This is a genomic window from Sphingomonas fuzhouensis (genome assembly GCF_034659795.1).
Lineage (GTDB): Bacteria > Pseudomonadota > Alphaproteobacteria > Sphingomonadales > Sphingomonadaceae > Sphingomonas > Sphingomonas fuzhouensis.
The window spans coordinates 217,405-239,075 of the sequence record NZ_JAXSQY010000004.1; the positions used below are offsets into that span (position 1 = coordinate 217,405).

Annotated in this window: 24 protein-coding genes and 1 tRNA gene; 12 read left to right on the forward strand and 13 right to left on the reverse strand. The window is 67.7% G+C overall.

What is annotated here, in order from left to right:
• Positions 1-130: 130 nt before the first annotated feature.
• The 4 genes from U1H82_RS11025 to U1H82_RS11040 form a co-directional block, all read right to left on the reverse strand.
• Entirely contained in the window at positions 131-1,444 is a 1,314-nt protein-coding gene (locus U1H82_RS11025) for a carbohydrate porin (RefSeq protein ID WP_322964968.1), read from the reverse strand.
• A gap of 15 nt (positions 1,445-1,459) precedes the next feature.
• The gene (locus U1H82_RS11030) at positions 1,460-1,606 is read right to left on the reverse strand and encodes a hypothetical protein (protein ID WP_322964969.1); all 147 of its coding nucleotides are present in this window, start codon (positions 1,604-1,606) and stop codon (positions 1,460-1,462) included.
• A gap of 406 nt (positions 1,607-2,012) precedes the next feature.
• Positions 2,013-3,272, reverse strand: coding sequence for a NupC/NupG family nucleoside CNT transporter (locus tag U1H82_RS11035; protein WP_322964970.1), 1,260 nt, complete (start codon positions 3,270-3,272; stop codon positions 2,013-2,015).
• 345 nt (positions 3,273-3,617) lie between these two features.
• Positions 3,618-5,735: an AsmA family protein gene (locus U1H82_RS11040; protein WP_322964971.1), complete on the reverse strand. Its 2,118-nt coding sequence runs from the start codon at positions 5,733-5,735 to the stop codon at positions 3,618-3,620.
• 166 nt (positions 5,736-5,901) lie between these two features.
• Between U1H82_RS11040 and rpmI the strand changes: the two genes are divergently transcribed.
• Both rpmI and rplT read left to right on the forward strand, forming a co-directional pair.
• Positions 5,902-6,105 carry a 50S ribosomal protein L35 gene (gene rpmI, locus U1H82_RS11045; protein ID WP_007406658.1) on the forward strand — a complete coding sequence of 68 codons (204 nt, stop codon included), beginning with the start codon at positions 5,902-5,904 and terminating at the stop codon, positions 6,103-6,105.
• A gap of 21 nt (positions 6,106-6,126) precedes the next feature.
• Positions 6,127-6,492: a 50S ribosomal protein L20 gene (gene rplT / locus U1H82_RS11050; protein WP_042488147.1), complete on the forward strand. Its 366-nt coding sequence runs from the start codon at positions 6,127-6,129 to the stop codon at positions 6,490-6,492.
• A 79-nt stretch (positions 6,493-6,571) separates the two neighbouring features.
• On the opposite strand, the gene U1H82_RS11055 is transcribed toward rplT, so the two are convergent.
• The 3 genes from U1H82_RS11055 to U1H82_RS11065 all read right to left on the reverse strand — a co-directional run bounded on the left by U1H82_RS11055 (position 6,572) and on the right by U1H82_RS11065 (position 7,978).
• A complete protein-coding gene (locus U1H82_RS11055; RefSeq protein WP_322964973.1) occupies positions 6,572-6,979 on the reverse strand; it encodes a DUF4440 domain-containing protein in 408 nt (135 codons plus the stop codon).
• 70 nt (positions 6,980-7,049) lie between these two features.
• Positions 7,050-7,682, reverse strand: coding sequence for a hypothetical protein (locus U1H82_RS11060; RefSeq protein WP_322964974.1), 633 nt, complete (start codon positions 7,680-7,682; stop codon positions 7,050-7,052).
• Positions 7,679-7,978 (reverse strand): PadR family transcriptional regulator, encoded by a 300-nt coding sequence (locus U1H82_RS11065; protein WP_375339518.1) that lies wholly within the window; start codon positions 7,976-7,978, stop codon positions 7,679-7,681. Before U1H82_RS11065 ends, U1H82_RS11060 begins: the two co-directional genes overlap by 4 nt.
• Positions 7,979-8,063: 85 nt before the next feature.
• Between U1H82_RS11065 and U1H82_RS11070 the strand changes: the two genes are divergently transcribed.
• The gene (locus U1H82_RS11070; RefSeq protein ID WP_322964975.1) at positions 8,064-8,468 is read left to right on the forward strand and encodes a DUF1489 family protein; all 405 of its coding nucleotides are present in this window, start codon (positions 8,064-8,066) and stop codon (positions 8,466-8,468) included.
• 347 nt (positions 8,469-8,815) lie between these two features.
• Here the strand turns inward: U1H82_RS11070 and U1H82_RS11075 are convergent, their stop codons facing one another.
• Positions 8,816-9,415, reverse strand: coding sequence for an ankyrin repeat domain-containing protein (locus tag U1H82_RS11075; protein WP_322964976.1), 600 nt, complete (start codon positions 9,413-9,415; stop codon positions 8,816-8,818).
• A 69-nt stretch (positions 9,416-9,484) separates the two neighbouring features.
• On the opposite strand from U1H82_RS11075, the gene U1H82_RS11080 reads away from it, so the two are divergent.
• Genes U1H82_RS11080 through U1H82_RS11090 form a run of 3 tightly spaced genes read left to right on the forward strand, consistent with a single transcriptional unit; the run spans position 9,485 to position 11,168 of the window.
• Positions 9,485-10,075 carry an SCO family protein gene (locus U1H82_RS11080; protein WP_322964977.1) on the forward strand — a complete coding sequence of 197 codons (591 nt, stop codon included), beginning with the start codon at positions 9,485-9,487 and terminating at the stop codon, positions 10,073-10,075.
• Entirely contained in the window at positions 10,075-10,503 is a 429-nt protein-coding gene (locus U1H82_RS11085; RefSeq protein ID WP_056436278.1) for a YcgN family cysteine cluster protein, read from the forward strand. The genes U1H82_RS11080 and U1H82_RS11085 overlap by 1 nt, the downstream gene beginning before the upstream one ends.
• On the forward strand, positions 10,500-11,168 hold the full coding sequence (locus tag U1H82_RS11090) for a M48 family metallopeptidase (protein WP_322964978.1): 669 nt from the start codon (positions 10,500-10,502) through the stop codon (positions 11,166-11,168). The genes U1H82_RS11085 and U1H82_RS11090 overlap by 4 nt, the downstream gene beginning before the upstream one ends.
• On the opposite strand, the gene U1H82_RS11095 is transcribed toward U1H82_RS11090, so the two are convergent.
• Positions 11,144-13,348 carry a transglycosylase domain-containing protein gene (locus U1H82_RS11095; protein WP_322964979.1) on the reverse strand — a complete coding sequence of 735 codons (2,205 nt, stop codon included), beginning with the start codon at positions 13,346-13,348 and terminating at the stop codon, positions 11,144-11,146. The genes U1H82_RS11090 and U1H82_RS11095 overlap by 25 nt on opposite strands.
• A gap of 178 nt (positions 13,349-13,526) precedes the next feature.
• Between U1H82_RS11095 and U1H82_RS11100 the strand changes: the two genes are divergently transcribed.
• Positions 13,527-14,117, forward strand: a complete 591-nt coding sequence (locus U1H82_RS11100) for a PilZ domain-containing protein (RefSeq protein WP_322964980.1) — start codon at positions 13,527-13,529, stop codon at positions 14,115-14,117.
• 74 nt (positions 14,118-14,191) lie between these two features.
• Here the strand turns inward: U1H82_RS11100 and U1H82_RS11105 are convergent.
• Positions 14,192-14,278, reverse strand: a tRNA-Leu gene (locus U1H82_RS11105).
• A 163-nt stretch (positions 14,279-14,441) separates the two neighbouring features.
• On the opposite strand from U1H82_RS11105, the gene U1H82_RS11110 reads away from it, so the two are divergent.
• The gene (locus U1H82_RS11110; RefSeq protein ID WP_322964981.1) at positions 14,442-15,800 is read left to right on the forward strand and encodes an MATE family efflux transporter; all 1,359 of its coding nucleotides are present in this window, start codon (positions 14,442-14,444) and stop codon (positions 15,798-15,800) included.
• Here U1H82_RS11110 and U1H82_RS11115 read toward each other — a convergent pair.
• A complete protein-coding gene (locus U1H82_RS11115; RefSeq protein WP_322964982.1) occupies positions 15,797-16,531 on the reverse strand; it encodes an MJ0042-type zinc finger domain-containing protein in 735 nt (244 codons plus the stop codon). The genes U1H82_RS11110 and U1H82_RS11115 overlap by 4 nt on opposite strands.
• 158 nt (positions 16,532-16,689) lie before the next feature.
• On the opposite strand from U1H82_RS11115, the gene ftsE reads away from it, so the two are divergent.
• Genes ftsE through U1H82_RS11135 form a run of 4 tightly spaced genes read left to right on the forward strand, consistent with a single transcriptional unit; the run spans position 16,690 to position 19,539 of the window.
• Positions 16,690-17,418 (forward strand): cell division ATP-binding protein FtsE, encoded by a 729-nt coding sequence (gene ftsE, locus U1H82_RS11120; protein WP_322964983.1) that lies wholly within the window; start codon positions 16,690-16,692, stop codon positions 17,416-17,418.
• Positions 17,415-18,314, forward strand: coding sequence for a cell division protein FtsX (locus U1H82_RS11125; RefSeq protein ID WP_322964984.1), 900 nt, complete (start codon positions 17,415-17,417; stop codon positions 18,312-18,314). Before ftsE ends, U1H82_RS11125 begins: the two co-directional genes overlap by 4 nt.
• Positions 18,314-18,847: a YdcF family protein gene (locus tag U1H82_RS11130; protein ID WP_375339519.1), complete on the forward strand. Its 534-nt coding sequence runs from the start codon at positions 18,314-18,316 to the stop codon at positions 18,845-18,847. The genes U1H82_RS11125 and U1H82_RS11130 overlap by 1 nt, the downstream gene beginning before the upstream one ends.
• The gene (locus U1H82_RS11135) at positions 18,844-19,539 is read left to right on the forward strand and encodes a lysophospholipid acyltransferase family protein (protein WP_322964985.1); all 696 of its coding nucleotides are present in this window, start codon (positions 18,844-18,846) and stop codon (positions 19,537-19,539) included. Before U1H82_RS11130 ends, U1H82_RS11135 begins: the two co-directional genes overlap by 4 nt.
• A gap of 102 nt (positions 19,540-19,641) precedes the next feature.
• Here U1H82_RS11135 and U1H82_RS11140 read toward each other — a convergent pair whose 3' ends face one another.
• Together U1H82_RS11140 and hisC are read right to left on the reverse strand one after the other, a co-directional pair.
• Positions 19,642-20,553, reverse strand: coding sequence for a prephenate/arogenate dehydrogenase family protein (locus U1H82_RS11140; protein ID WP_322964986.1), 912 nt, complete (start codon positions 20,551-20,553; stop codon positions 19,642-19,644).
• Positions 20,553-21,659: a histidinol-phosphate transaminase gene (hisC, locus tag U1H82_RS11145; protein ID WP_322964987.1), complete on the reverse strand. Its 1,107-nt coding sequence runs from the start codon at positions 21,657-21,659 to the stop codon at positions 20,553-20,555. Before hisC ends, U1H82_RS11140 begins: the two co-directional genes overlap by 1 nt.
• Positions 21,660-21,671 lie beyond the last annotated feature (12 nt).

The following is a 21,671-nucleotide window of genomic DNA, read 5'->3' on the forward strand; positions in this document are numbered from 1 at the left end:
TAAACAACCCCCCCCTTTGTTGGTGGGGGGGGGCGCCCGCGGCTTTGGGGGGGGGGGGGGGCGCGGGGCTTGCCCCTCCACCGCGCTCTACGAGCGCGGTCCCCCTCCCCAAGCAAGCTTGGGGAGGATTTTAGAACGCCCCGTGAACCCGCAGCGCGAACACCTCGGCAGGTCCGCGATCGCGGTTGTACCCCGGATTCTCCACATATTGCGCGTCCAGCGTCACCGCGAGCGCGCGGGTGACCGCGACGTCGTAATAGGCCTCGGCAATCTCCTCGGCCCCCGCATTGGGCAGCTTGCCGTCACCGACCAGCACACCCAGCCCCCCGGCCGCCAGATAGCGGCGATGCTCGGCCGAAATGCCGTTGGCGATCAGGACCAGCCCGACCCGGTCCTGCGTCCGGCCCCAGCTTTTGCCGCCCAGCGACGCACCGATCTGCGCCGTCCGGTCGATATCGGTGAAGTCATAAGGCTCGATCGACCCGTCACTGATCCCGACCCGTGCGAACAGGCCCAGGCTGTCGGTCAGCGCCTGGTCCATGTTCATATAGCCGCCGATCCTGGTCATCCGCCGCCGGGTGAAGGACGGATCGACCGCGCTTTGGTTCGCGGCGGCATAGGCCAGCGCATCGTCGAAGCGGCTGAACTGGCCCCGGTTGCGGAAGACCCCGAAGCGCACCGATCCCGGCCGCCCGGCGACCTGGTGGCGATGCTCGACCTCGGCATCGATCTGATACTGGCCGAAACCATGTTCCAGCCGTTCGCCATTGGGCACGGTCGACAGGTTGAACAGCCCGGCACGCACCGTCCAGTCGCCGCGATAGAGCTCCGCCGCCAGACCGGTGGTATAGCCCCAGGCATCGGCGGCATAATCGAAGCTGCCGGTGTCGACCGCCGCCCAGTTGAGGAAATCGCCACGCGGATCATGGGCATAAGGGTTGGTGTCGAACACATCGCCGACCCCGAACTTGCCGATGGTCAGCACGATCCGGTCGATGGCGCGCGTTCCGCCGAGCTGGTTGGCGACGCCCGCCACCGCCTCGCGCGCGCCGCCCAGGTCGAAGGTCTGGCGGAAAAAGGCGCGTTGCAGCCGGAAATAGGGCTCGGCCTTACCGACCTTATAGGCCTCGGCACTCGGGAAACCGGCCACGCCCAGCGTGTTGGACAGGCCGAAACCCTGATCGATCTCGGGATTCACCCAGAGTTCGCCGCCCCTCCACGGCCGCGCGCCGATAAAGGCGGTGACGTCGGCCGTCTCCTTCAGCTGGCGCGGGGTCAGGCTGTTGGCGCCGACATAGGGCGAGGCGAAGCCGCCCACGCCTTGCGCGACGAAGGTCGCCTGGCCGTGGATCGCAAAATCCTCCGGCTTGGCGTCCTGCGCGAGTGCGGCGCGCGCGACGAGGAACAGGCCGCACAGCGCGGCCCGCGATACGATACGGATCATGACGTTATTCCCGGATTAGGCTGACGGGCGGGTACGGCGCATCGCCTGGGGCCGGGTGGTCGCCAGGGCGCGGAGCAGCCGGGCGCGCTCACGGGGAACGCTGGCCATCACGGTGGCGAGGGAATGGGCGCGGACATGCGCGCGGAACATGGTACGGGTCATCGCAGACCTCCTTCGGGTTCATATGGTCGAGCCCGGCGGAAGGTCGGCGAGGAACGGCGTTTAGCGGGCCGCGCTCGGCGACCCCGTCAGGCCCGTCAGACGGTCGGCAAAGACACGGACGCCGAAGCGTCTACTGTCCTCGTCGCCGGACAAGGGACTAGATCGGGGCATTATGATCCTATGTGTGAGTCGGCCACGTCTGCGGTCGACGGGGCGCCCATAACGCGCTCGGCAAAGGGATCAACCCCGAAAAAACTTCCATAATTCCTCCCCTGCAAGGGGAGGTGGCAGGCCGAAGGCCTGACGGAGGGGTGTTCCGGCTGGCGATGTCAGGCCTTGCTCGCCAGCGGTGACACCCCTCCACCATGCTGCGCATGGTCTCCCTCCCCCTGCGCAGGGGAGGAATTTACGCGATCAGCAGGCCCGCCAGCGCCGCCGACATCAGATTGGCCAGACTCCCGGCGATCAGCGCGCGGATGCCGAGGCGGGCGATGGTCGGCCGCTGGTTGGGGGCGAGGCTGCCGGTGACGGCCATCTGGATCGCGATGGACGAGAAATTGGCGAAACCGCACAGCGCGAAGGTGACGACCGCGACGGTGCGCGGCGACAGTTGCGCCGCCTGTTTCCCCAGATCGATATAGGCGACGAACTCGTTAAGCACGATCTTCTCGCCGAACAGGCCGCCCGCGATTCCCGCTTCCTTCCACGGCACGTTGAGCAGCGCCATGATCGGCTGGAAGACGTACCCCAGCAGCGCCTGGAAGCTCAGGCCCGGAATACCGATCAGATTGCCCAGGCCCCCCAGCAGCCCATTGGCCAGCGCGACCAGCGCGACGAAGGCCAGCACCATCGCGCCGACCGCCACGGCCAGCTTCACGCCGGTCTGCGCGCCTTGCGCGGCCGCCATGATGATGTTGGCGGGCTTTTCCTCGTCATGCGTCGCCTCGGCCAGCGCGATCTTCTCGTCCTCGATCACGTCGCCCAGCGGCAGCTGCCCGGCGGGCGGCTCGATCCGGTCGGGCATGATGATCTTGGCCATCAATATGCCGCCGGGCGCCGCCATGAAGCTGGCCGCGAGCAGATATTCGATCGAGATGCCCATCGAGGCATAGGCCGCCAGGATCGTACCCGCCACGCCCGCCATGCCGCTGGTCATCACGGTGAACAGCTGCGCCGGGGTCAGCCCCGCCAGATAGGGCCGGATGACGAGCGGCGATTCGGACTGGCCGACAAAGACGTTGGCCGCCGCACACAGCGACTCTACCTTCGACACGCCGATCACCTTCTCGATCGCGCCGCCCAGCCAGCGCACGACCAGCTGCATGATCCCCAGATAATAGAGGATCGAGACGAGGGCGGCGAAGAAGATGATGACCGGCAGCGCCTGGATCGCGAAATTGCGGCCCAGCGGATCGGAGGCCAGCGCGCCGAACAGGAACTTGGTCCCCTCATTGGCATAGCCGAGCAGCCCGGCGACCCCGCCCGACAGCCATTGCAGCACCCGCTTGCCCCAGGGAACATAGAGGACCAGCACCGCGATCCCCGCCTGCAGCGCAAAGGCCGCGCCGACGACGCGCGGGCGGATCGCCCGGCGATCGGTGGACAGGGCGACCGCGATGCCCAGAATGACAAGAATACCCGCGATACCGATGGCGAAACGATTCATGCGCGCTGCTTAACTGGGCCGCTTGGGGCGGGTGGTGGAAACGACGCGGCCCCCCGGCTGCGCGGGAGACGATCATAAGCAAGGTGCGGCACGTCCGCCATAGTTTTGATCGGGAGGAGGTTTCCTAGGTTCATTCCTCCCCTGCAAGGGGAGGGTGTGCGAGCTTTGACGTGCCCCCCGGCACGTCAAGATGGTGCCGGGGGCACCATCTCGCTCGCGCACATGCGAAGCATGGTGGAGGGGTGTCCCCGTTTGCGAGGTTGGCTGTCCCTCTCAGGGCGCTACACCCCTCCGTCAGGGCTTCGCCCTGCCACCTCCCCTTCCAGGGGAGGAATGGGATTGGCTTCAAAAAATCCCAAGGAATTTCTTGCGCTGCGCCTTGGCCTCGCCGGGGTTGCCCTTGCCGTCTTCCGCCTTGGCGGTGGTGCCGCGGCCGACATCGGTGCGCTTGTCGCCCTTCACCGTCCGCTGCGCATTCGCCCGCGCGCCCGACAGGACTGGGCCGCAGGCCGCCGCCTTGGCATCGCCGACATCGACGAACGCCAACACGCCCGCCAGCGGCGTCGCGACCACCGCCAGCCCCAGCCCGGCCCCGGCACGCGCCAGCAGGTCGCCGCTGATCGGGTTGATCCCCGGATGGGCGAAAGTGCCGGTAATCCCGACCGGCGACTGGCCGGAGAACAGGCTGAACGTCTTGGCATCGGCGCGGATCGCCAAATCCAGCGCCTCGTTGCGGAAGCTGAAGCCACCACGCCCGGTGATGACGTTCTTGGTCGTGTCGATCAGGATCGGGTCCGCCGCCGCCACGCCGCCGCGCACCGTAAAGGCGATCAGGCCGCAGTTGATGCGTACCGGCTCCTTCAGCTCCTTCTCGAACATCTTCTGGACGAAGGTGCCGATATCGAGTTCGGCCAGCTGCGCATTGCGCGTCCACAGCGATCCCGCAGGCAGGATGAAGGCCATCCGCCCATTCGCGCTGGCCAGCGAATCGTGAATCGTATCGCCGCGCCCGGTCAGCTGGACGCGGCCCTTGACGGTGCCGGTCGTCCCCGCCTCCGCCACGCCCCAGCCCGCCAGCAACCGACCGAGCGGCGTCGGCGACAGGCGGATGTCGTAGCGGACCAGGCTGGGCCGCTCGCGCGTGTCGAACAGCAGGTCGGAGGACACGTCGCCCCGCGCCATCGCGAATTTCAGCGGCGACAGGGTCAGCTTGCCGCGATCCAGCGCCAGCGTCAGGTCGACATTCGAGATCGGCACCCGGCGCGAGCGCACGGTGCGGATCGTCCATTTCAGGTCGGCGTCGAACCGCTGCATCGTCGCGATCGGCAGGGCGGCATCGGGCAGCAGCCGCTGCGACCCTGCGCCGGTCGCGGCGGCGGCGGCCATCGCCCCCTTGGTCGCGACGATATCGGGATTATAGCCGATAAAGGGTGCGGCATCGATGATATCGAGCTTGTCGGTCGCCAGCGTCGAATCGAGGTGCAGCCGTTCGCCATGGGTGACGGTCAGCTTGCCCGCCAAGTCGCTGTCGCCGAACGTCCCCTTCATGCCCGTGAAGCGATAGACGTCGCCGTCCTTCACCAGCTGGGCATGGATATCATAGGTGCGGGTGCGCGGGATGACGACGCCGATCACGTCGAGCAGGGTGGACAGGTCCTTGCCGCGCGCACGGGTGCGCAGCGGCACATTCTCGATCGCGGCGATCGAGGGCAGGGTGCCGGTCACGTCGACGATATTGCCCGCCGCCCGCATCCGCGCGACCAGCGCGTTCTTGCCGCGATTGGCGGTGGCATCGGGCGAGAGCAACTGTGCGGTGAGCGTGAAGGGGGTGTCGCGGATCACGCCCTTGCCGCGCACGCCGACCGCATGGCCGATCCGCGCGTCCTGCGAGCGGAAATCGGCGAGCGCCAGATCGGCCGTCACCCGCATCCGGGGATCGCGATAGCGCACCGTCGTCCCCTTGATCTCCCCCGTATCGATTCGCGGGAATTCCAGCGGCTTGCCGCCCTTCTTGTCGCTGAAGGTCCAGCTGTTGCTACGGTGGTCGGGCGTCCATTCCAGATCAACCGCGCCATTGGTCAGCGCCAGCCAGGTGAAGCGCCGCTTGCCGAACAGCAGCGACAGCGGAGCGATTCGCGAATCGATGCGGTCGGCGGTGAACAGATTGGGCCGCGTCGCCCAGCCGGGATTGGAGACGGCGATCTTCTCGGCGACGAACTTGATCCGCCAGGGGGCGAAATAGAGCTGGAAGTCGCCGCCGACACTGACCGTCCGGTGGGTCAGCTTTCCGACGATCGACTCGAAGGGGTGGCGCAGGAACCGCCCCTTGGTGACGAACAGCACCAGCCAGATCGCGGCGATGACGGTGAAAAGGCCGATGGCGACGCGAATCGCCCAGCGCCGCCACCCGGGCCGGGTAGCGGAGGGACGCGCGGGATTGTCGGCCGCAGGCACCTGATCCATGGAACCCCCAAGCGCCCGAGCGAAGCGGCGGTTCCCTCTGGTTCCTTGGTTGCAATCTCCAGCCGCTTCGTCTAAGCGGCCCGCTTCCCGAGCGAGGTGTCACGAACGGCCCGGCCATCAGGGCTGCCGCGGCCGTTTCTGCCTTAGCTCTAGCGAAAGGAAAAAAATGCCCAAGCTCAAGACCAAGAGCGGCGTCAAGAAGCGCTTCAAGCTCACCGCCACCGGCAAGCTCAAGCATGGCGTCGCCGGCAAGCGCCACCGCCTGATCAGCCATAACGGCAAGTATATCCGCCAGAACCGCGGCACCTCGGTCCTGTCCGACGCCGACACCAAGACCGTGAAGGCCTGGGCGCCTTACGGCCTGAACTGATTTCTGGAAGGGTAGAAAGATATGGCACGCGTCAAGCGGGGCACGACCACCAAGGCGAAGCATAAGCGGATTTTGGATCAGGCGAAGGGCTATTATGGCCGTCGCAAGAACACCATCCGCATCGCGCGCCAGGCCGTCGAAAAGGCCGGTCAATATGCGTATCGCGACCGCAAGGTTAAGAAGCGGACCTTCCGTGGTCTGTGGATTCAGCGCATCAACGCAGGCGTTCGGGCCGAGGGCCTGACCTATTCGCAGTTCATGCACGGCCTGAAGCTGGCGGGCGTCGAACTGGACCGGAAGGTCCTGGCCGACATCGCCATGCACGAGGGCGAAGCCTTCAAGGCGATCGTCGCTCAGGCGAAGGCCGCTCTGCCGCAGGCCGCGTAAATCGCGACTGACGGTTAAGCGCCGGAAATCAGGAAAGGGCGTCGGTGGGGTTCCACCGGCGCCCTTTTTTGTTGGCGTCCTATTTGGCGGGTTCGGGCGGTATCGGGGTATATTGGGCCGAGACGAGTTGCCATCCGGCCCGTCCCTGATGGGCGACATACAGGGCGCGGATGGAGCGCCTGCCACCCGCGCCGGGCAGGACCATCGAGAGGCGCTTGGTCACCAGGGCGATATCGCTCACCAACCGAACGGTCGTTTCGTCGCTCTCCATCGGCGGGGCTGGGCGTTTGTGGGCCGGGTCGTAGAAGCCAAGAACCTTGGCACGCGAATCGACTTCGCCACGCGGCGAAATCTCGACAAAGTCGGGTGCCAGGGTCGCGGCGAGGAGGGTGGGGTCGAAATCGCGTCGGGCGGTCTCGAAGCGGGTCACCAGTGCGAGCGGCTCGTCGGTCGGCGTCGTCCGCGCTTGGACGGCAGCAGATGGCATGATGGCGGCCGTAAGGCACATCCATCGCGTCAGCAGAGGGTGAAGCATATATGATGTCCCTTGTTGGTGGTTAGAGGGCGGGAGAGACGCACCGCCGCGCATGCCAGGCGGCGAGAATCGGAACGGCCAGCAACTCGGCGGCCAGCGCGATGCCTTGCAGCATCATTCCTCCTGCGGTCGGCCGGATGGCCATGATACAGGCCAGCAGCCCGGCGACGATTCCGATGGCGGCGATCATCGCATGCCAAGCCCGCCGCCAGTCGCACGTGACGATTCGCCAGGCGATCAGCAGATGCGTCGCTCCGAGCGCGACGAGAAACATCATGATGAAGGGGGACAGGGCCTGATAGGCCAGCGCGATCGCCCGTTGCGGTGCATTCCCTGCTGCGAGTGCGGCCAGATAGGGGTCGGTGTCGAACCACTGATAGCGCAGGCCGTGAACGGCACAGCCCAGATGGAACAAGGCAAAGGGCAGCAGGACGGCCAGCGAAAACGCATAGCGCGTCAGCAAATGCCAACCAGCGGACGAGCAGGCCAGGCGTCGTATCGCCGCCGTCACGCACCCCATGGCAAAGCTCAGCCCACGCCCGTCACGTTCGGCTTCGTCGAACTCGATCGCCATGGCCCAAGCCCAGGCGCGTTCCTGTTCGCGCATCAACGCGATGGCCAGCGACAGGATCGCACGGGCCACCATGCCGGTCATGCTCCGACGATAGCCAGGCCGGAAGCAACCGGGATGGCCTGTGCCTGGATATAGGCGACGCCCGCCGCCGTCAGGCGATAGGCATGGCGCGGCGGCCGACCGGGTTGGCTGGGCTCGCGCCATTCCGCTTCGATCAGGCCTTGCTCGGTCATCCGCATCAGCAGGGGATAGAGCGTCCCGGACTGGAGGCCAGTTTCCTTCATCAGGTCATAGCCGTGCCACCATTGGGCGCCCCGCTGCCCCAGCGCCGTTAACAGCGCGAGCATCTGGGGAGAGGGGCGGCGGGTGCGCTTCATGGCGTTAACGTCACATATGTAGATTTAAGAGTCAATGATGTGGGTCTGGCCTTTGATCATCACCACCCCCACATATCCCCGCGACATGACGCTTCATCTGACCAAGGTCGCGTTCGGGGCGGCCAGTATCGATCATCTGGCCGAACGACTGAAGATGCGGGCGCAGGAGGGGCCGGTGTTCCTCACCACCCGCTATCTGCCCAAGCGGCATGAGGAAGTGGCGGGGCAGGGCTCGCTATTCTGGATCTTGAAGCATCAACTGGTCGCACGTTCGCCGATCCTGTCCTTTGGCGAGGCGGAGGGCGGGCGCTGTGCGATCCATATCGATCCGGCGCTGGTCCTGGTCCAGGCATTGCCGCGGCGGGCGCATCAGGGGTGGCGCTATCTGGAGGCGGCGGATGCCCCGCTCGACCTGGGCGCGGCCGCGTCGGGGATCGAGACGATGCCGCCGGTGCTGGTCGGCAAGCTGGTGGAACTGGGGCTGATCTGATCCTCCCCGGTCAATCCTCCTCGCCCCTCGCAGAGGGGAGAGGGTTGCGCAGACTTGGTCTTTGCGAAAGCAAAGGCTTAGAGCAGGATGACGTCAGTTTGACCCAATCCAAGGCGTCCTGCCCGGACACTGGATTGCTTCGCTACGCTCGCAATGACGATTCCTGCTCATGTCATCCTTCTCTCGTCGGAGCTGGGTGAGGGGTGAAGCGCTCGCTGGCCGAGCGCGCGAGCCGTTCGGCTCGCTCAACCCCTCACGCAAGCTGCGCTAGCCAGTAGGCTGGCAAGCTCCGCTACCCTCTCCCCTGTCCAGGGGAGAGGGAGGAAGGGGCAGCAGGCCCTGTTAAATCAGAATTTCGGGCCCGCCACGGCTGCGCGAGTCTTTTTCGGGGTGTCGGCGAACAGCTTGGCGATCGGCATGTTGCGTGCGTCCTGCGAGGCGTAATCGCGCGCCGACAGCCCGGCGACGCTGTCGGCCATGTCGGGATCGGCGCCGGCGGCCAGCAATTCGCGGACCATGCCGATGTCGTGGCGCTGCACCGCGCGGATCAGCGGGGTTTCGCCCGAGGCATTGGCGATGTTCGGGTTCGCCTTGGCCGCCGCCAGGATGCGGATCATGTCGGGCTGCCCCCCCGCCACCGCCAGCAGCATCGGCGTGTTGCCGCGCCCGTCGCGCAGGTTGGGGTCGGCGCCCTTTTGCAGCAGGAAGCGCAGATAGGTTTCGTCGCCGCGCTTGATGACGATGTGCAGCGCGCCCTCGCCGCTGGTCACGTCGCGGGTGTTGATGATGCTGGCGCCCGGCCGGTCCAGCATGTTGGTCACGTCATTGCCCTTGGCCTCGCGCACCGCCTGAAGGAATTTGTAGCTTTCCGACTGCATCATCTGCGCCGCGACCGGCGTGGCAAGGGTGCCGAGCAGCGCGGCGGCGAGCAGGGGGCGAAGGGACATGAAACGAGATCCTGAGCAATGGAGCATGGCTTGCAACCCGCGATTTATCACAGCAAGGCTGTCGGCGTCATGACCCGATTATCCTCCTTCGTTCTGGCCCTGCTGACGCTGCCCCTGGCCGGGTGCGGCCCCTCCCAGCCCGAGGCGCAAGCACCGTTGGCGGGGGCGAAGATCGGCGGGCCGTTCCAACTGACCGATGCCAGCGGCAAGACCGTCACCGATCGTGATTTCGCCGGGCGCTACCGCGTGATGTATTTCGGCTATACCTTCTGCCCCGATGTCTGCCCCACCGATATGCAGGCGATCGCGGCGGGCCTGAAACTGCTCGACAAGAGCGCGCCAACCAAAGCCAAGAAGATCGTGCCGTTGTTCATCACCGTCGATCCCGAACGCGACACGCCCGCCGTGGTCGGCCGCTTCGCCGCCGCCTTCGACCCGCGCGTCGTTGGACTGACCGGCACGCCCGCGCAGATCGACGCGGTGAAAAAGGCCTATGCCGTCTGGGCGGCCAAGGGCGACAAGTCGCCGGGCGGCGGTTATCTGGTGAACCATAGCCGCCAGGTCTATCTGATGGACCCGTCCAACAAACCGCTGGCGCTGGTCCCGGCCGATGAGGGGCCGGAGGCGGTCGCCAAGACGCTCGACCAGTGGGTGCGCTGATGGAGCGATTCTGGGAAAAGCCGATCGAAAGCCTCGACCGCGCCCAGTGGGAGGCGTTGTGCGATGGCTGCGGCAAATGCTGCATCCACAAGCTGGAGGATGAGGAGACGGGCGAGCTGGTGCCGACCAACGTCGCCTGCCGCCTGCTTGACCGGCGCAGCGGGCAATGTTCCAATTATCGCCACCGCCGCGCCTATGTCAGCGAGTGCGTGCGGCTGACCATGGGCAATGTCCGGTCGATCGACTGGCTGCCCACCACCTGCGCCTATCGCCTGCGTGCGGCGAACGAGCCGTTGCCCGACTGGCATTATCTGATCTGCGGTGACCGCGAGGCAGTGCACCGCGCCGGACAGTCGGTGCGCGGCTGGACGATCAGCGAGGATGATGCGGGCGATTTCGAAAACCATATCGTGGACCGCGAATTGTGATCGACGAAGTCGTGCGGCACCCGACCGCCAAGACCATCCGCCTCAGCGTCGATCCCGCCACCGGCACCGCGCGGCTGGTCGTGCCCAAGCGCGCCGGGCTGAAAAAGGCGCTCGCCTGGGCCGAGGACAAGAAGGACTGGATCGCGGCGCAGCGCGCGCGCCTGCCGCATCCGCGCCCCTTCGTGCCGGGCGAGGCGATTCCCTTCGGCGACACGGTGCTGACGCTGGAATGGGAAGAGGGGCGCGCCCGCGTCATCCAGCGGGACGGCGACCGGTTGATCGCCTCCGGCCCGGTCGAGACGCTGGGCCGCCGGGTCGAGGCATGGCTGAAGCGGCAGGCGCTGGAGACGCTGGCGCGCGAGACGGCGGAGATCGCGCGTCTGGCGGGCGTCACCGTGTCCAAGGTCAGCGTCGCCGATCCCAAGGCGCGCTGGGGCAGTTGCGCCTCGACCGGCGCGATCCGCTATAGCTGGCGGCTGATCCTGGCGCCCGACCATGTCCGCCGCGCAACGGTAGCGCATGAGGTGGCGCACCGTGTCCATATGAACCACGCCCCCGCCTTCCACGCGCTCGTCGCCGAGCTGCTGGGCGAGGACCCCGCGCCCGCTACCGCCTGGTTGCGGCAGCATGGCGCGGGGCTTCACTGGTTCGGGCGGTCGTCCTGACGCTCGCGGGGTAGGCCGCGCGGACCGTTGGCGGGGGTGCGCGGATCGCGGGATGCCCCGCCCGAGCCACGACCCGTGACCCGGTCGATCCACGCCTGATCCAGCCGCTGGGGCTGTGCGGGGGCCTGGGCTGGCGGCTGTTGCTGTGCCGGGACGCCCGGCTGCGGCTGCTGGATCGGTGCCGGGGCACCCGGCTCGCGGTGGGTCGGGATCTCGACCGCCTCGCTGCCGTCTTCCGCCGCGCCCGCGCTGGGCGGAGGCAGCGGATTGCCCTCGGCATCGACCGCGGCGACGCCATTGTCGGGCTGGCCGAAATAGCTCTCTTCGTCCGGCTCCAGCTGCCATTCGGGCAACGTGACCTGGGTATCGAACTGCTCGATCGGCCGGTTGGCAACCGCGACGCGCATATAATCGGCAAAGGCCTTGGCGGGCGCGGTGCCGCCATGCAGGCCGGGGACCGGCTTGCCATTGTCACGGCCCATCCAGACGCCGGTGGTGATCCCGCTGGAGAAGCCCAGGAACCAGCCGTCCTTGGAACTGGTCGTCGTGCCCGTCTTGCCCGCGACCGGCCGCCCGATCTGCGCGGCGCGACCCGTGCCGGTGTTGACCGTGGTCTGGAGCAGGTCGGTCATCTCGGCGGCGATATAGGGGGCGACCAGCACATGGCTGCGGTCCACCTCATGCGTGTAGATGGTCTGGCCGTTCGCCACGACCTTGGTGATGCCATAGGGCGTCACCTTCACCCCCTTGTTGGCGATGCTGGCAAAGGCGGCGACCATGTCGATCACATGGACCTCCGACGTGCCGAGCACCATCGAGGGATGGGTGTTGACCGGGGTGGTGATGCCGAATCGGCGCGCCATGTCGGCGACGGTCTGGAAGCCCACTTCCTGGCCCAGCTTCGCCGCCACCGTGTTCAGCGAATAGGCGAAGGCGGTGCGGAGCGAGACGCTGCCCGAATTGCGGCGCGAATCGTTGCGCGGGGACCAGCCGTCGATGGTGACGGGTTCGTCGACCACCTGATCCTCGGGCTTGTGGCCCGCCTCCAGCGCGGCAAGATAGACGAACAGCTTGAACGCCGAACCCGGCTGGCGAACCGCCGTCGTCGCGCGGTTATAGTTGGTGGACACGTAATCGAGCCCGCCGACCATCGCGCGCACCCCGCCGTCGCGGTCCAGGCTGACCAGCGCGCCTTGCGTGCCCGGAGGGGCGTCCTTGCGAATCGCGGCATCGGCGGCGCGCTGCATATTGAGGTCGAGCGTCGTCCACACGTCGAGCGGCGCGCTCTGCTCGTCGATCAGCGTGTCGAGCTGGGGCAGCGCCCAGTCGGTGAAATAGCGAACCGAATTCTGCTTGGGCTCAGGGGCGAGCTTCAGAGCCTGCGGATCGGCATGGGCGGCCTGGGACGGGGTGATGAAGCCATTGCGCTCCATCTGCCGGATGACCACGCCCGCGCGGCCCACGGCGGCCTCGGCATCGGCGGTCGGCGAATAGTTGGACGGCGCCTTGACCAGCCCGGCGATCACCGCGGCTTCCGACAGGCTCAGATGCTCGGCGCCGTGGCCGAAGAATTTGCGTGACGCCGCGTCGATGCCGTACGCGCCGCCGCCATAATAGACCTTGTTCAGATACAGCTCGAGGATCTGGTCCTTCGAGAATTTCAGCTCCATCGCCAGCGCCAGGATCGCCTCGCGGAACTTGCGGCCGAACTTCTTCTGGTTGTTCAGGAAGATGGTGCGCGTGATCTGCTGGGTGATGGTCGAGCCACCCTGTTTCCAGCGACCCTTTTCCAGCCGGACCTCGACCGAGCGGGCGATGCCGATCGGATCGACGCCGGGATGGTCGCGGAAGCGGCGATCCTCGACCGCGATGGTCGCGTCGCGCATGACGATCGGAATCTTGTCATAGGGCAGCCATTCGCCATAGCTCGGCCCGAGCGAGACGATGACGGTGCCATCGGCGGCATGGACGCGGATCATCTGGCCGTTGGGCGAGGATTTCAGCTCCTCGAAGCTCGGCAGCTGCGACTTCGCGACGAAGACCGCGATGACCAGCGCACCGACCGCCAGCACGGCCAGCCCGATCAGGACCTGCAGGGTTACGACGATCCGGCGCCGCCAGGGAGAGCGGGGCTTGGAGGAGCGGGGCCGGGGAGACCGGGAAGACGACGCGCGAGGCATGGGACGGCTCGCGAATTACAGGGCTTTGGACATGACCACAAGCGGCCGATGCCGCATCGCGTCTTGCACGGTGCTGAACAGGCCGTGCCGCCACCACCAAATCGTTAGTCTTTTATACGGGATCGGTTAGTAAAGGAGAGCAAGCCGCATTCGATCGGGGACGGCGGAAAGGGCAGGGATGGAACAGGTCGAACAGCAGCAGAGCACGACGGCGGAGCGCCGGACGGGCAAGCGGCATTCGGCCGTGCTTCTGCTCGGCAAGGTATGCGGCGACGTGCCCGGCGTCTGCCTGGTCCACAATATCTCGGCCAGCGGCCTGATGGCGCGATTCGTCGATGTGCCCAAGGTCGGCGATTCCCTGTGTATCGAGGTTCGCGGCCTGGACCCGGTATCGGGCGTCGTCCGCTGGGTGGATGGGCGCAAGGCGGGTGTGCAGTTCGATTCGCCGCAGCCCTATGAGAAGATCTTCTCGCACGAGAATGAGGACGACACGGTTCCACGCCCGCCGCGCTTCCCGGTGTCGCTGACCGCCGATGTCCGGCTGGGTGCGAACAAATTCACCTCCGCGATGCTCGACGTGTCGGCGGGTGGCGCCAAGCTGATCGCCGAAGGGGCGATCCAGCCCGGCCTGGCGGGGCATATCGTCGTGCGACCGCTGGGCACCGCGATCTCCGGCACGGTCTGCTGGGTGCATGATGGCCGTTTCGGCTTCCGATTCGTCTCGCCGCTGTCGATGGACACGCTCGCCGCGATCGTCGGGCTGCGATAAGCGCGCACGCGGCGCGCCGGATACCGGGCGATAGGATCGCTCGGGTCTGGTTTATAATGATGTTCTGAAAAATCTGGTGCGGTCGAGAAGACTCGAACTTCCACGGCCTTTCGGCCACAACGACCTCAACGTTGCGCGTCTACCAATTCCGCCACGACCGCACTCGATAGTCACCACCGGCAAGCCGGAGGGCTGGTAGGCGGGTGCCCCTAGCAAAGCGATACGGGCAGCGCAATGCCTTTCGTCGGCGCTTTCGTCGGCGATGTGAATTTGTCCGGGCGGCGGATGGTTCTTTCTGCCGCTTTCAGGCTTTAGGGACAGGGCATGACGCTTTCCCTTCGCCCCGATCGTACCGAGGTGCGCCATCTGCTCGGCCTTGCCTGGCCGGTGATGCTGACCAGCCTCAACTGGACGATCCTGCACGTCACCGATGTCATCGTCGTCGGCCGGGTTGGCGAGCATGAGGTGGCGGCGCTCTCGGCCAGTCGCTCGCTGACCTATGTCGCGATCGTCACCGGGCTGGCGTGGCTGTCGGGGGTGCTGGTCCGGGCGTCGCGCGCGGACGGGGCGGGCGATCTGCCCGCGACCGGGCAGGCGCTGCGCGACGGCATGGTGCTGGGGCTGATGCTGGGCGTGGCGGCGATGCTGATCCTGGGACTGGGCGGCGCGGCGATGCTCGCGGGAATCGGGGTCGCGCCGTCACTGATCGAGCCGGGCGCGCGGGTCGTGGCGGTGATGGCGCTCGGCTATCCGTTCCAGATGGTGATGATCGCCGCCAGCTTCTTTCTGGAGGGGATCAGCCGTCCGCGCCGGGTGACGATGGTCAATCTGTCGATCCTGCCGATCAACGCGGCGCTCGCCTGGGCACTGGCGGGGGGCGAGATGGGATTGCCCGCGCTGGGGGCGGTCGGCGCGGCGCTGGCGACGGTCATCGCCTCGGCCCTGGGCGCGGTCGCGATGGTGGCCAGTGCGATGCGCCTGCCGCGCGGCGAGCAACGCGGCGTGCGGCGGATGGACCGCGCCGCCTGGGCCCCGACGCTGAAGGGGGCCGTCGAACTCGCGCGATTCGGCTTCGTGCCTGCCATTGCCTCGGGCCTGGAACTGGCGGGCTTCGCGATCCTGATCGCGCTGTCGACCCGGCTGGGCGATGCGACTGCGCATGGCTTCCAGATCGTTTTCTCGGTCCACAATGTCACCTTCGCGCTGGCGATCGGTCTGGGATCGGCGGCGGGCGTGCGGGCGGGCAATGCGGTGGGGGAGGGGGCGGCGCGGGCGGCGATCCCGCGCACCGTGCTGGCGGTGGGGCTGGTCGTGCTGACCATGGGCGTATGCAGCCTGGCGCTGTCGATCGCACCCCAGGCGGTCGTCGGGCTGTTCCCCGCTCTGCCCGAGGCCCATGACGCGGCGGTCGCGATGCTCGTCATCTGGGCCCCGTTCATCCTGTTCGACGGGGTGCAGGTGGTGCTGGTCTATGCGCTGCGGTCGCTGAACGATCAGGTGGCGGCGGGGATCAACAGCATCATCGCCTATTTCATCGTCACCGGCGGTGTCGGCTGGTGGCTGGTGACCCAGGGTTGGGGCGCGCCCGCGCTCGCCTGGGCCTCGGGCGGGGGGATGCTGGTCGCCGCGATCCTGCACGGCGCCCGCTTCACCCTGATCGCGCGGCGGCTGCGCGCGGCTTAGTTCGCCGCGCTACCCTCGCCGGCAAAGCTCAGGTCCAGCCGCTTGGAGGCGGGCGGCACGTCGAGCTTGGCGGAGTTGAAGTCCATCGACGCACCGGGGCCCAGCGTCCGCTGCTGCGGTGCGATCGCCCAGGAGAAGACGACGCGGCCCTGTGCATCCTTCAGCTCGGCGCGAAGGTCGGGCACCCGCTGCACGGTCGAGGACGGGTTGATGATCTGGCCCGAGATGGCGAACAGTTCCGACCCGTTTTCCAGCTCGCGCCGCTCGATCGGGTTGGAGCGCAGCTCCAGCGCCGATTCCGTGCTGCCCAGTCCCAGCCACCCGCCGATGCCCGGCATCCCGGTCCACAGGATCGCCGCCGTCGCGACCAGCATCAACAGGCCCGCCAGCACCGCGCCGATCGTCCAGCGCCGTACCGGATTGCGCCGCGCGCGGAAGGGCGGGCGATGGGCAAAGGCGTCGAACCCGCTATCCGCCTGCGCCAGGATCGGCGGCGCAGGCGGCGGCACCACCACGGGCGGCGGGGGTGGCGGCGGTTCGGCGGCGGCCAGCGCCTCGCCCACCCCGACCGGCGGCAGCGGCAATTCGGGTTCGCGCTCCGGTTCGGGTTCGGGCGGTATCTGGAACCAGCTGTGGCGGCAATTGGCGCAGCGCACGGTCCGTCCCTCCAGCCCGATCGCGCTGTCGGGCACCAGATAGCGGGTGCGGCACTCGGGGCATTCGAGGATCATGCGGTCGGGCACTTCAGGACGGATCGACAGACGGACAGGGCCATCCGGATCAGTCAGGCCCCCTTTACTGAGCCAGTAAGCACGCCGCCCATAGCCGTGGCAAGCTTTGAAGCGCGGAACTTGAAGCGCGGGCCGGGCCATGCCAAGGCCATGAGGGCATGGCGAACATCGTCCAGTTCGAGAATGTCGGCCTGCGCTACGGCGTCGGGGAAGAGACCCTGTGCGACGTCAGTTTCACGTTGCGGTCGGGGCAATTCCATTTCCTGACCGGGGCCAGCGGTGCCGGGAAAACCTCGCTGCTGCGGCTGCTCTATCTGTCGCAGCGGCCCAGCCGGGGGATCATCCGGCTGTTCGGCGAGGATGCGGTGATCCTGCCGCGCGACCGCCTGCCCGGTTTTCGGCGGCGGATCGGGGTGGTGTTCCAGGATTTCCGGCTGATCCCGCATCTGTCGGCGGCCGACAATATCGCGCTCCCCTTGCGCGTCGCGGGCATGGCCGAATCGGAGATTGCGCGCGCGGTGCGCGAGATGCTGGCCTGGATCGGCCTGTCCGAGCGGGCAGGCGCGCGCCCGGCGACCCTGTCGGGCGGCGAGCAGCAGCGGGTGGCGATCGCCCGCGCGGTCATCGCCCGGCCCGAATTGCTGGTCGCCGACGAGCCGACGGGCAATGTCGATCCCGTCATGGCCGAGCGGTTGCTCCACCTCTTCAACTCGCTTCATCGGTTGGGCACCACCGTCGTGATGGCGACGCATGACTGGCACCTGATCGATCGGGTGCCGGGCGCGCATCATCTGCATCTGGAGCGCGGGCGGCTGGTCGATCCCGACCCGCTGCCGCCGCCCCGTCCCGAGGCCAAGCCCTCGACCATCGTGCGGAGCGGGCTGTGACGCGCGGCGGCAAGCCCCGCGCGACGGGAGCGGAGGCGCGCGCGCTCGACGATGGCGGCGGCGCGCATGTCATGAGCTGGGTGATCGCGATCATGCTGTTCCTGACCCTGCTGGCGGGGGCGGGCGGTCTGGCGACCGCGCGCGCGGCGGGGGCGCTCGACCGGCAGATGGCGGGGCGGCTGACCGTCCAGATCGTCGAGGGCGAGGCGCAGCGCCGCGATGCCGCCGCCGCGCAGATTCTGTCGGTGCTGCGCGGCCTGCCCGATGTCGCCCGCGCGACACCGGTGCCGCAGGCGGAGTTGGCGCGGATGCTGCAACCCTGGCTGGGCAATGATGCCGCGGCGGCGGGGCTGCCGGTGCCTGCGCTGATCGATGTCGACCTGACCAGCGATGCCGGGGCCGCGATCACCCGCGTCCGGTCGGCGGTGACGCGCGCCAGCCCTGCCGTTCGGGTCGATGCCCATGCCACCTGGCTGGGGCCGGTCGGGCGACTGCTCGACACCGCTGCCTGGCTGGCAGGGGCGATCATCCTGCTCATGCTGGTGGCGACCATGGCGGTCGTCATGCTGGCCGCGCGCGCCGGGTTGGAGGCGCATCGCGGCACGATCGAGGTCATCCATATGCTGGGCGCCACCGATCGGCAGGTCGCGCGGCTGTTCCAGCGCCGGATCGCGCTCGACGCCGGGATCGGCGCGGTGGCGGGCGGGGTGCTGGCCGGGGGCGCGATCCTGCTGATCGCCGGTCAGGTGGGCGCGCTCGATTCGGAATTGCTGGGCGGGATGCGGCTGGGGCTGGGCGATATGGCGATGCTGATCGGGCTGCCCTTCGGCTTCGTCCTGCTGGCGGTGGGCGCGGCGCGGCTGGCGGTGCTGCGCCAGATGCGGCGGATGCTCTGATGCTGCGGCTGATCGGTCTGGCGGCGCTCGCCTGGTGCCTGGGGTTCGCGGCCTTCATGCTGACCCTGCCGCACCCGCTGGAGAACAATACCACCGATGCGATCGTGGTGCCGACCGGCGGACCGGGGCGAATCGATCGCGGTATCGCGCTGTTGAAGGCGCATCAGGCCAAGCGGATGCTCGTCACCGGCGTCGCGCCCGGCGTGCGGCCGATCGATCTGGCGCGCACCTATCGCACCTCCCCTTCACTGTTTTCCTGCTGCATCGATCTGGGCGGCGAGGCGGTCGACACCCGCTCCAATGCCGAGGAGACGGCGGCCTGGGTGCGCGCGCATGGCTATCATACGGTGCGGCTCGTCACCTCCGACTGGCATCTGCCGCGCGCGCGGATGGAGCTGGTCGCGGCGCTGGGGCCGCAGATATTGGTGCTGGGCGACGGCGTCCCCTCCGAACCGCGGATGGGGACGCTGATCAACGAATATAACAAGCTGATCCTGCGCAGGATCGCGCTTTGGACGGGGATTGGGGCGTGATTCTGCTTCGCAACATCGTGTTCGTGGCGATCTTCTATCCGGTGTCGGCGGTGATGGCATTCCTGTCGCCGCTGATCGCGCTGGGCGGGCGGCACGCGGTGATCCACTGGGCGACGACCTGGACGCGCTTCCACCGGATCTGCACCCGCTGGCTGCTCGGCATCCGGGTGGTGGTGGAAGGGACGCGGCCGACCACCCCGGCGCTCTATCCGGCCAAGCATCAGGCGATGTTCGAGACGATGGAGCTGCAACGCATGCTCGGCGCCCCCGCCATGGTGCTGAAGCGCGAGCTGGCCAACATCCCGCTCTGGGGCTGGGCGGTGCGCAAATACGGTGCGATCGTCGTCGACCGCAATGCCTCGGCACGGGCGATGCGCGGCATGATGCGCGATGCGCAGGTCGCGGTGGGCGAGGGGCGGGCGATCATGATCTTCCCCGAAGGCACGCGGGTAAAGCCGGGCGAGACGCCGCCGTTGAAGCCCGGTTTCGCCGGGCTCTATCGGATGCTCAACCTGCCGGTGGTGCCGGTGGCGACCGATTCGGGGCTGGTGTGGCCCCGCAAGGGGCTGAAGCGGCCGGGGGTGGTGACGCTGCGCTTCGGCGAGGTGATCCCGCCCGGCCTGCCGCGCGCCGAGGCGGAGGCGCGGGTGCACGCGGCGATGAATGCGCTGGAGAAAACTCCTTCCCTGTAAGGGGAGGGGGACCAGCGAAGCTGGTGGAGGGGTATCCCCGCTGGCCGTGACACCCCTCCGTCGCGCTACGCGCGCCACCTCCCCTTACAGGGGAGGAATATCTTACTCCGCGTGGCTCCGCCCGAAATCCTCGCGGGCATCGTCCTGACCCTGGTCGATGATCGAGCGGCGGATGGCGCGGGTGCGGCTGAACAGGTCGAACAGCTCGTCGCCCTTGCCCCAGCGGATCGCGCGTTGCAGCTGGCTCAAATCCTCGGAAAAGCGCTGGAGCATCTCCAGCACCGCCTCGCGATTGGTCAGGAACACGTCGCGCCACATGGTCGGGTCGGAGGCGGCGATGCGGGTGAAGTCGCGAAAACCACCGGCCGAATATTTGATGACCTCGGACTGGGTCACTTCCTCCAGGTCGCTGGCGGTGCCGACGATCGTATAGGCGATCAGGTGCGGCAGATGGCTGGTGACGGCCAGCACGCGGTCGTGATGGTCGGGGGCCATCAGCTCGACATCAGCGCCCAGCCGCCGCCAGAACTCGGCCACCCGCTCGACGCTGAGTTCATCCGCACCTTCGGGGGGCGTGACGATGCACCAGCGCTTCTGGAACAACGTGGCAAAGCCCGCCTCAGGCCCGCTGCGCTCGGTGCCCGCGACCGGGTGCGCGGGGATGATCGTCGCGCCGGGCAGAGCCTCGGTCAGCGCGGCGAGGACGGCGGCCTTGCAGCTTCCCACGTCGGACACGATCGCGTCGTCGGGTAGGTCATCGGCGAACTCGGCCGCGACCGCGCCCATGGCACCGACCGGCACGCAGAGCACGACCAGATCGGCGTCGATCACGCTCGCGCCTGCCGTGTCGGCGACGTCGTCGGCCAGATCGAGCGCGCGCACCGTCTCGCGCACCGCCGGGTCGGCGTCGTAAGCGGTAATCCGCGCGGTCGGCATCGCCTTGCGCGTCGCCCGCGCGACCGAGGAGCCGATCAGGCCCAGCCCGATGATGGTGATCCGCGCAAAGGGCAGCATCAGCCCGCGTCCACCATCTGGCGCAACGCGGCGACGACGCCTTTCACCTCATCCTCGGTGCCGATGGTGATGCGCAGGCCATGGCCCAGCCCCTGGCTCGGCAGCCAGCGGACGATATATCCGGCGTCCATCAGCCCGTGATAGGCGCGCTCGGCGGTCAGCTGACCCTCGAACAGCACCAGCGAGAAATTCGCCTTGGACGGCACGCAGCGCAGGCCCGCATTGCCGAGGCTGGCAATCTGTTCCTCGAACCAGCCGAGCCACTTGGCGTTGTGCGCGCGCGATGCCTCGACAAAGGCGCGGTCGCGGATCGCCTCGATCGCGGCATTCTGGCCTGCAATGGTCACGTTGAACGGCGCGCGGATGCGGTGCAGCGCGTCGATGATGGGTGCTGCGGCATAGCCCCAGCCGATCCGCTCGGCGGCCAAGCCGTGAATCTTGGAGAAGGTGCGCGACACCAGCACGTTCGACGCCGACTCGGCCAGCGCCAGCCCGCCATCGTCCTCGCCCACGTCCAGATATTCGGCATAGGCCTGGTCGAGGACCAGCAGGACATGGCGCGGCAACCCGGCGTGCAGCCGCGCGATCTCGCCCGCGCCCGCATAGGTGCCGGTCGGATTGTTGGGATTGGCGACGAAGACGACCTTGGTCTTGTCGGTCACCGCCGCCAGAATCGCGTCGACATCGGTGGCATAGTCATGGTCGGCGACCACCACCGGCTCCGCACCGACCCGGCGGGTCGCGATCTCATAGACCGCAAAGCCGTAGCGGACATGGATGATCTCGTCCCCCGGCCCCGCAAACGCGCCTGCCGCCAGATGCAGGATCTCGTCCGACCCGGTGCCATAGATGATCCGCGCCGGATCGAGCCCATGCACCGCGCCGATCGCTTCACGCAAAGCGGTCGCGCCCGCATCGGGATAGCGTTCCAGATGCGCGGCGGCGGCGGCGAAGGCGGCGCGGGCCTTTTCGCTCGTCCCCAGCGGATTCTCGTTGGACGAGAGTTTGGCGACCTTGCGCCCGTCATCGGTCGTCGCGCGGCCGGGGACATAAGGCGCGATCGCCTTGACCCAGGAGATCGGTTCGGGGGCGGTAAGCTCGGTCATGGCACCCGCCAT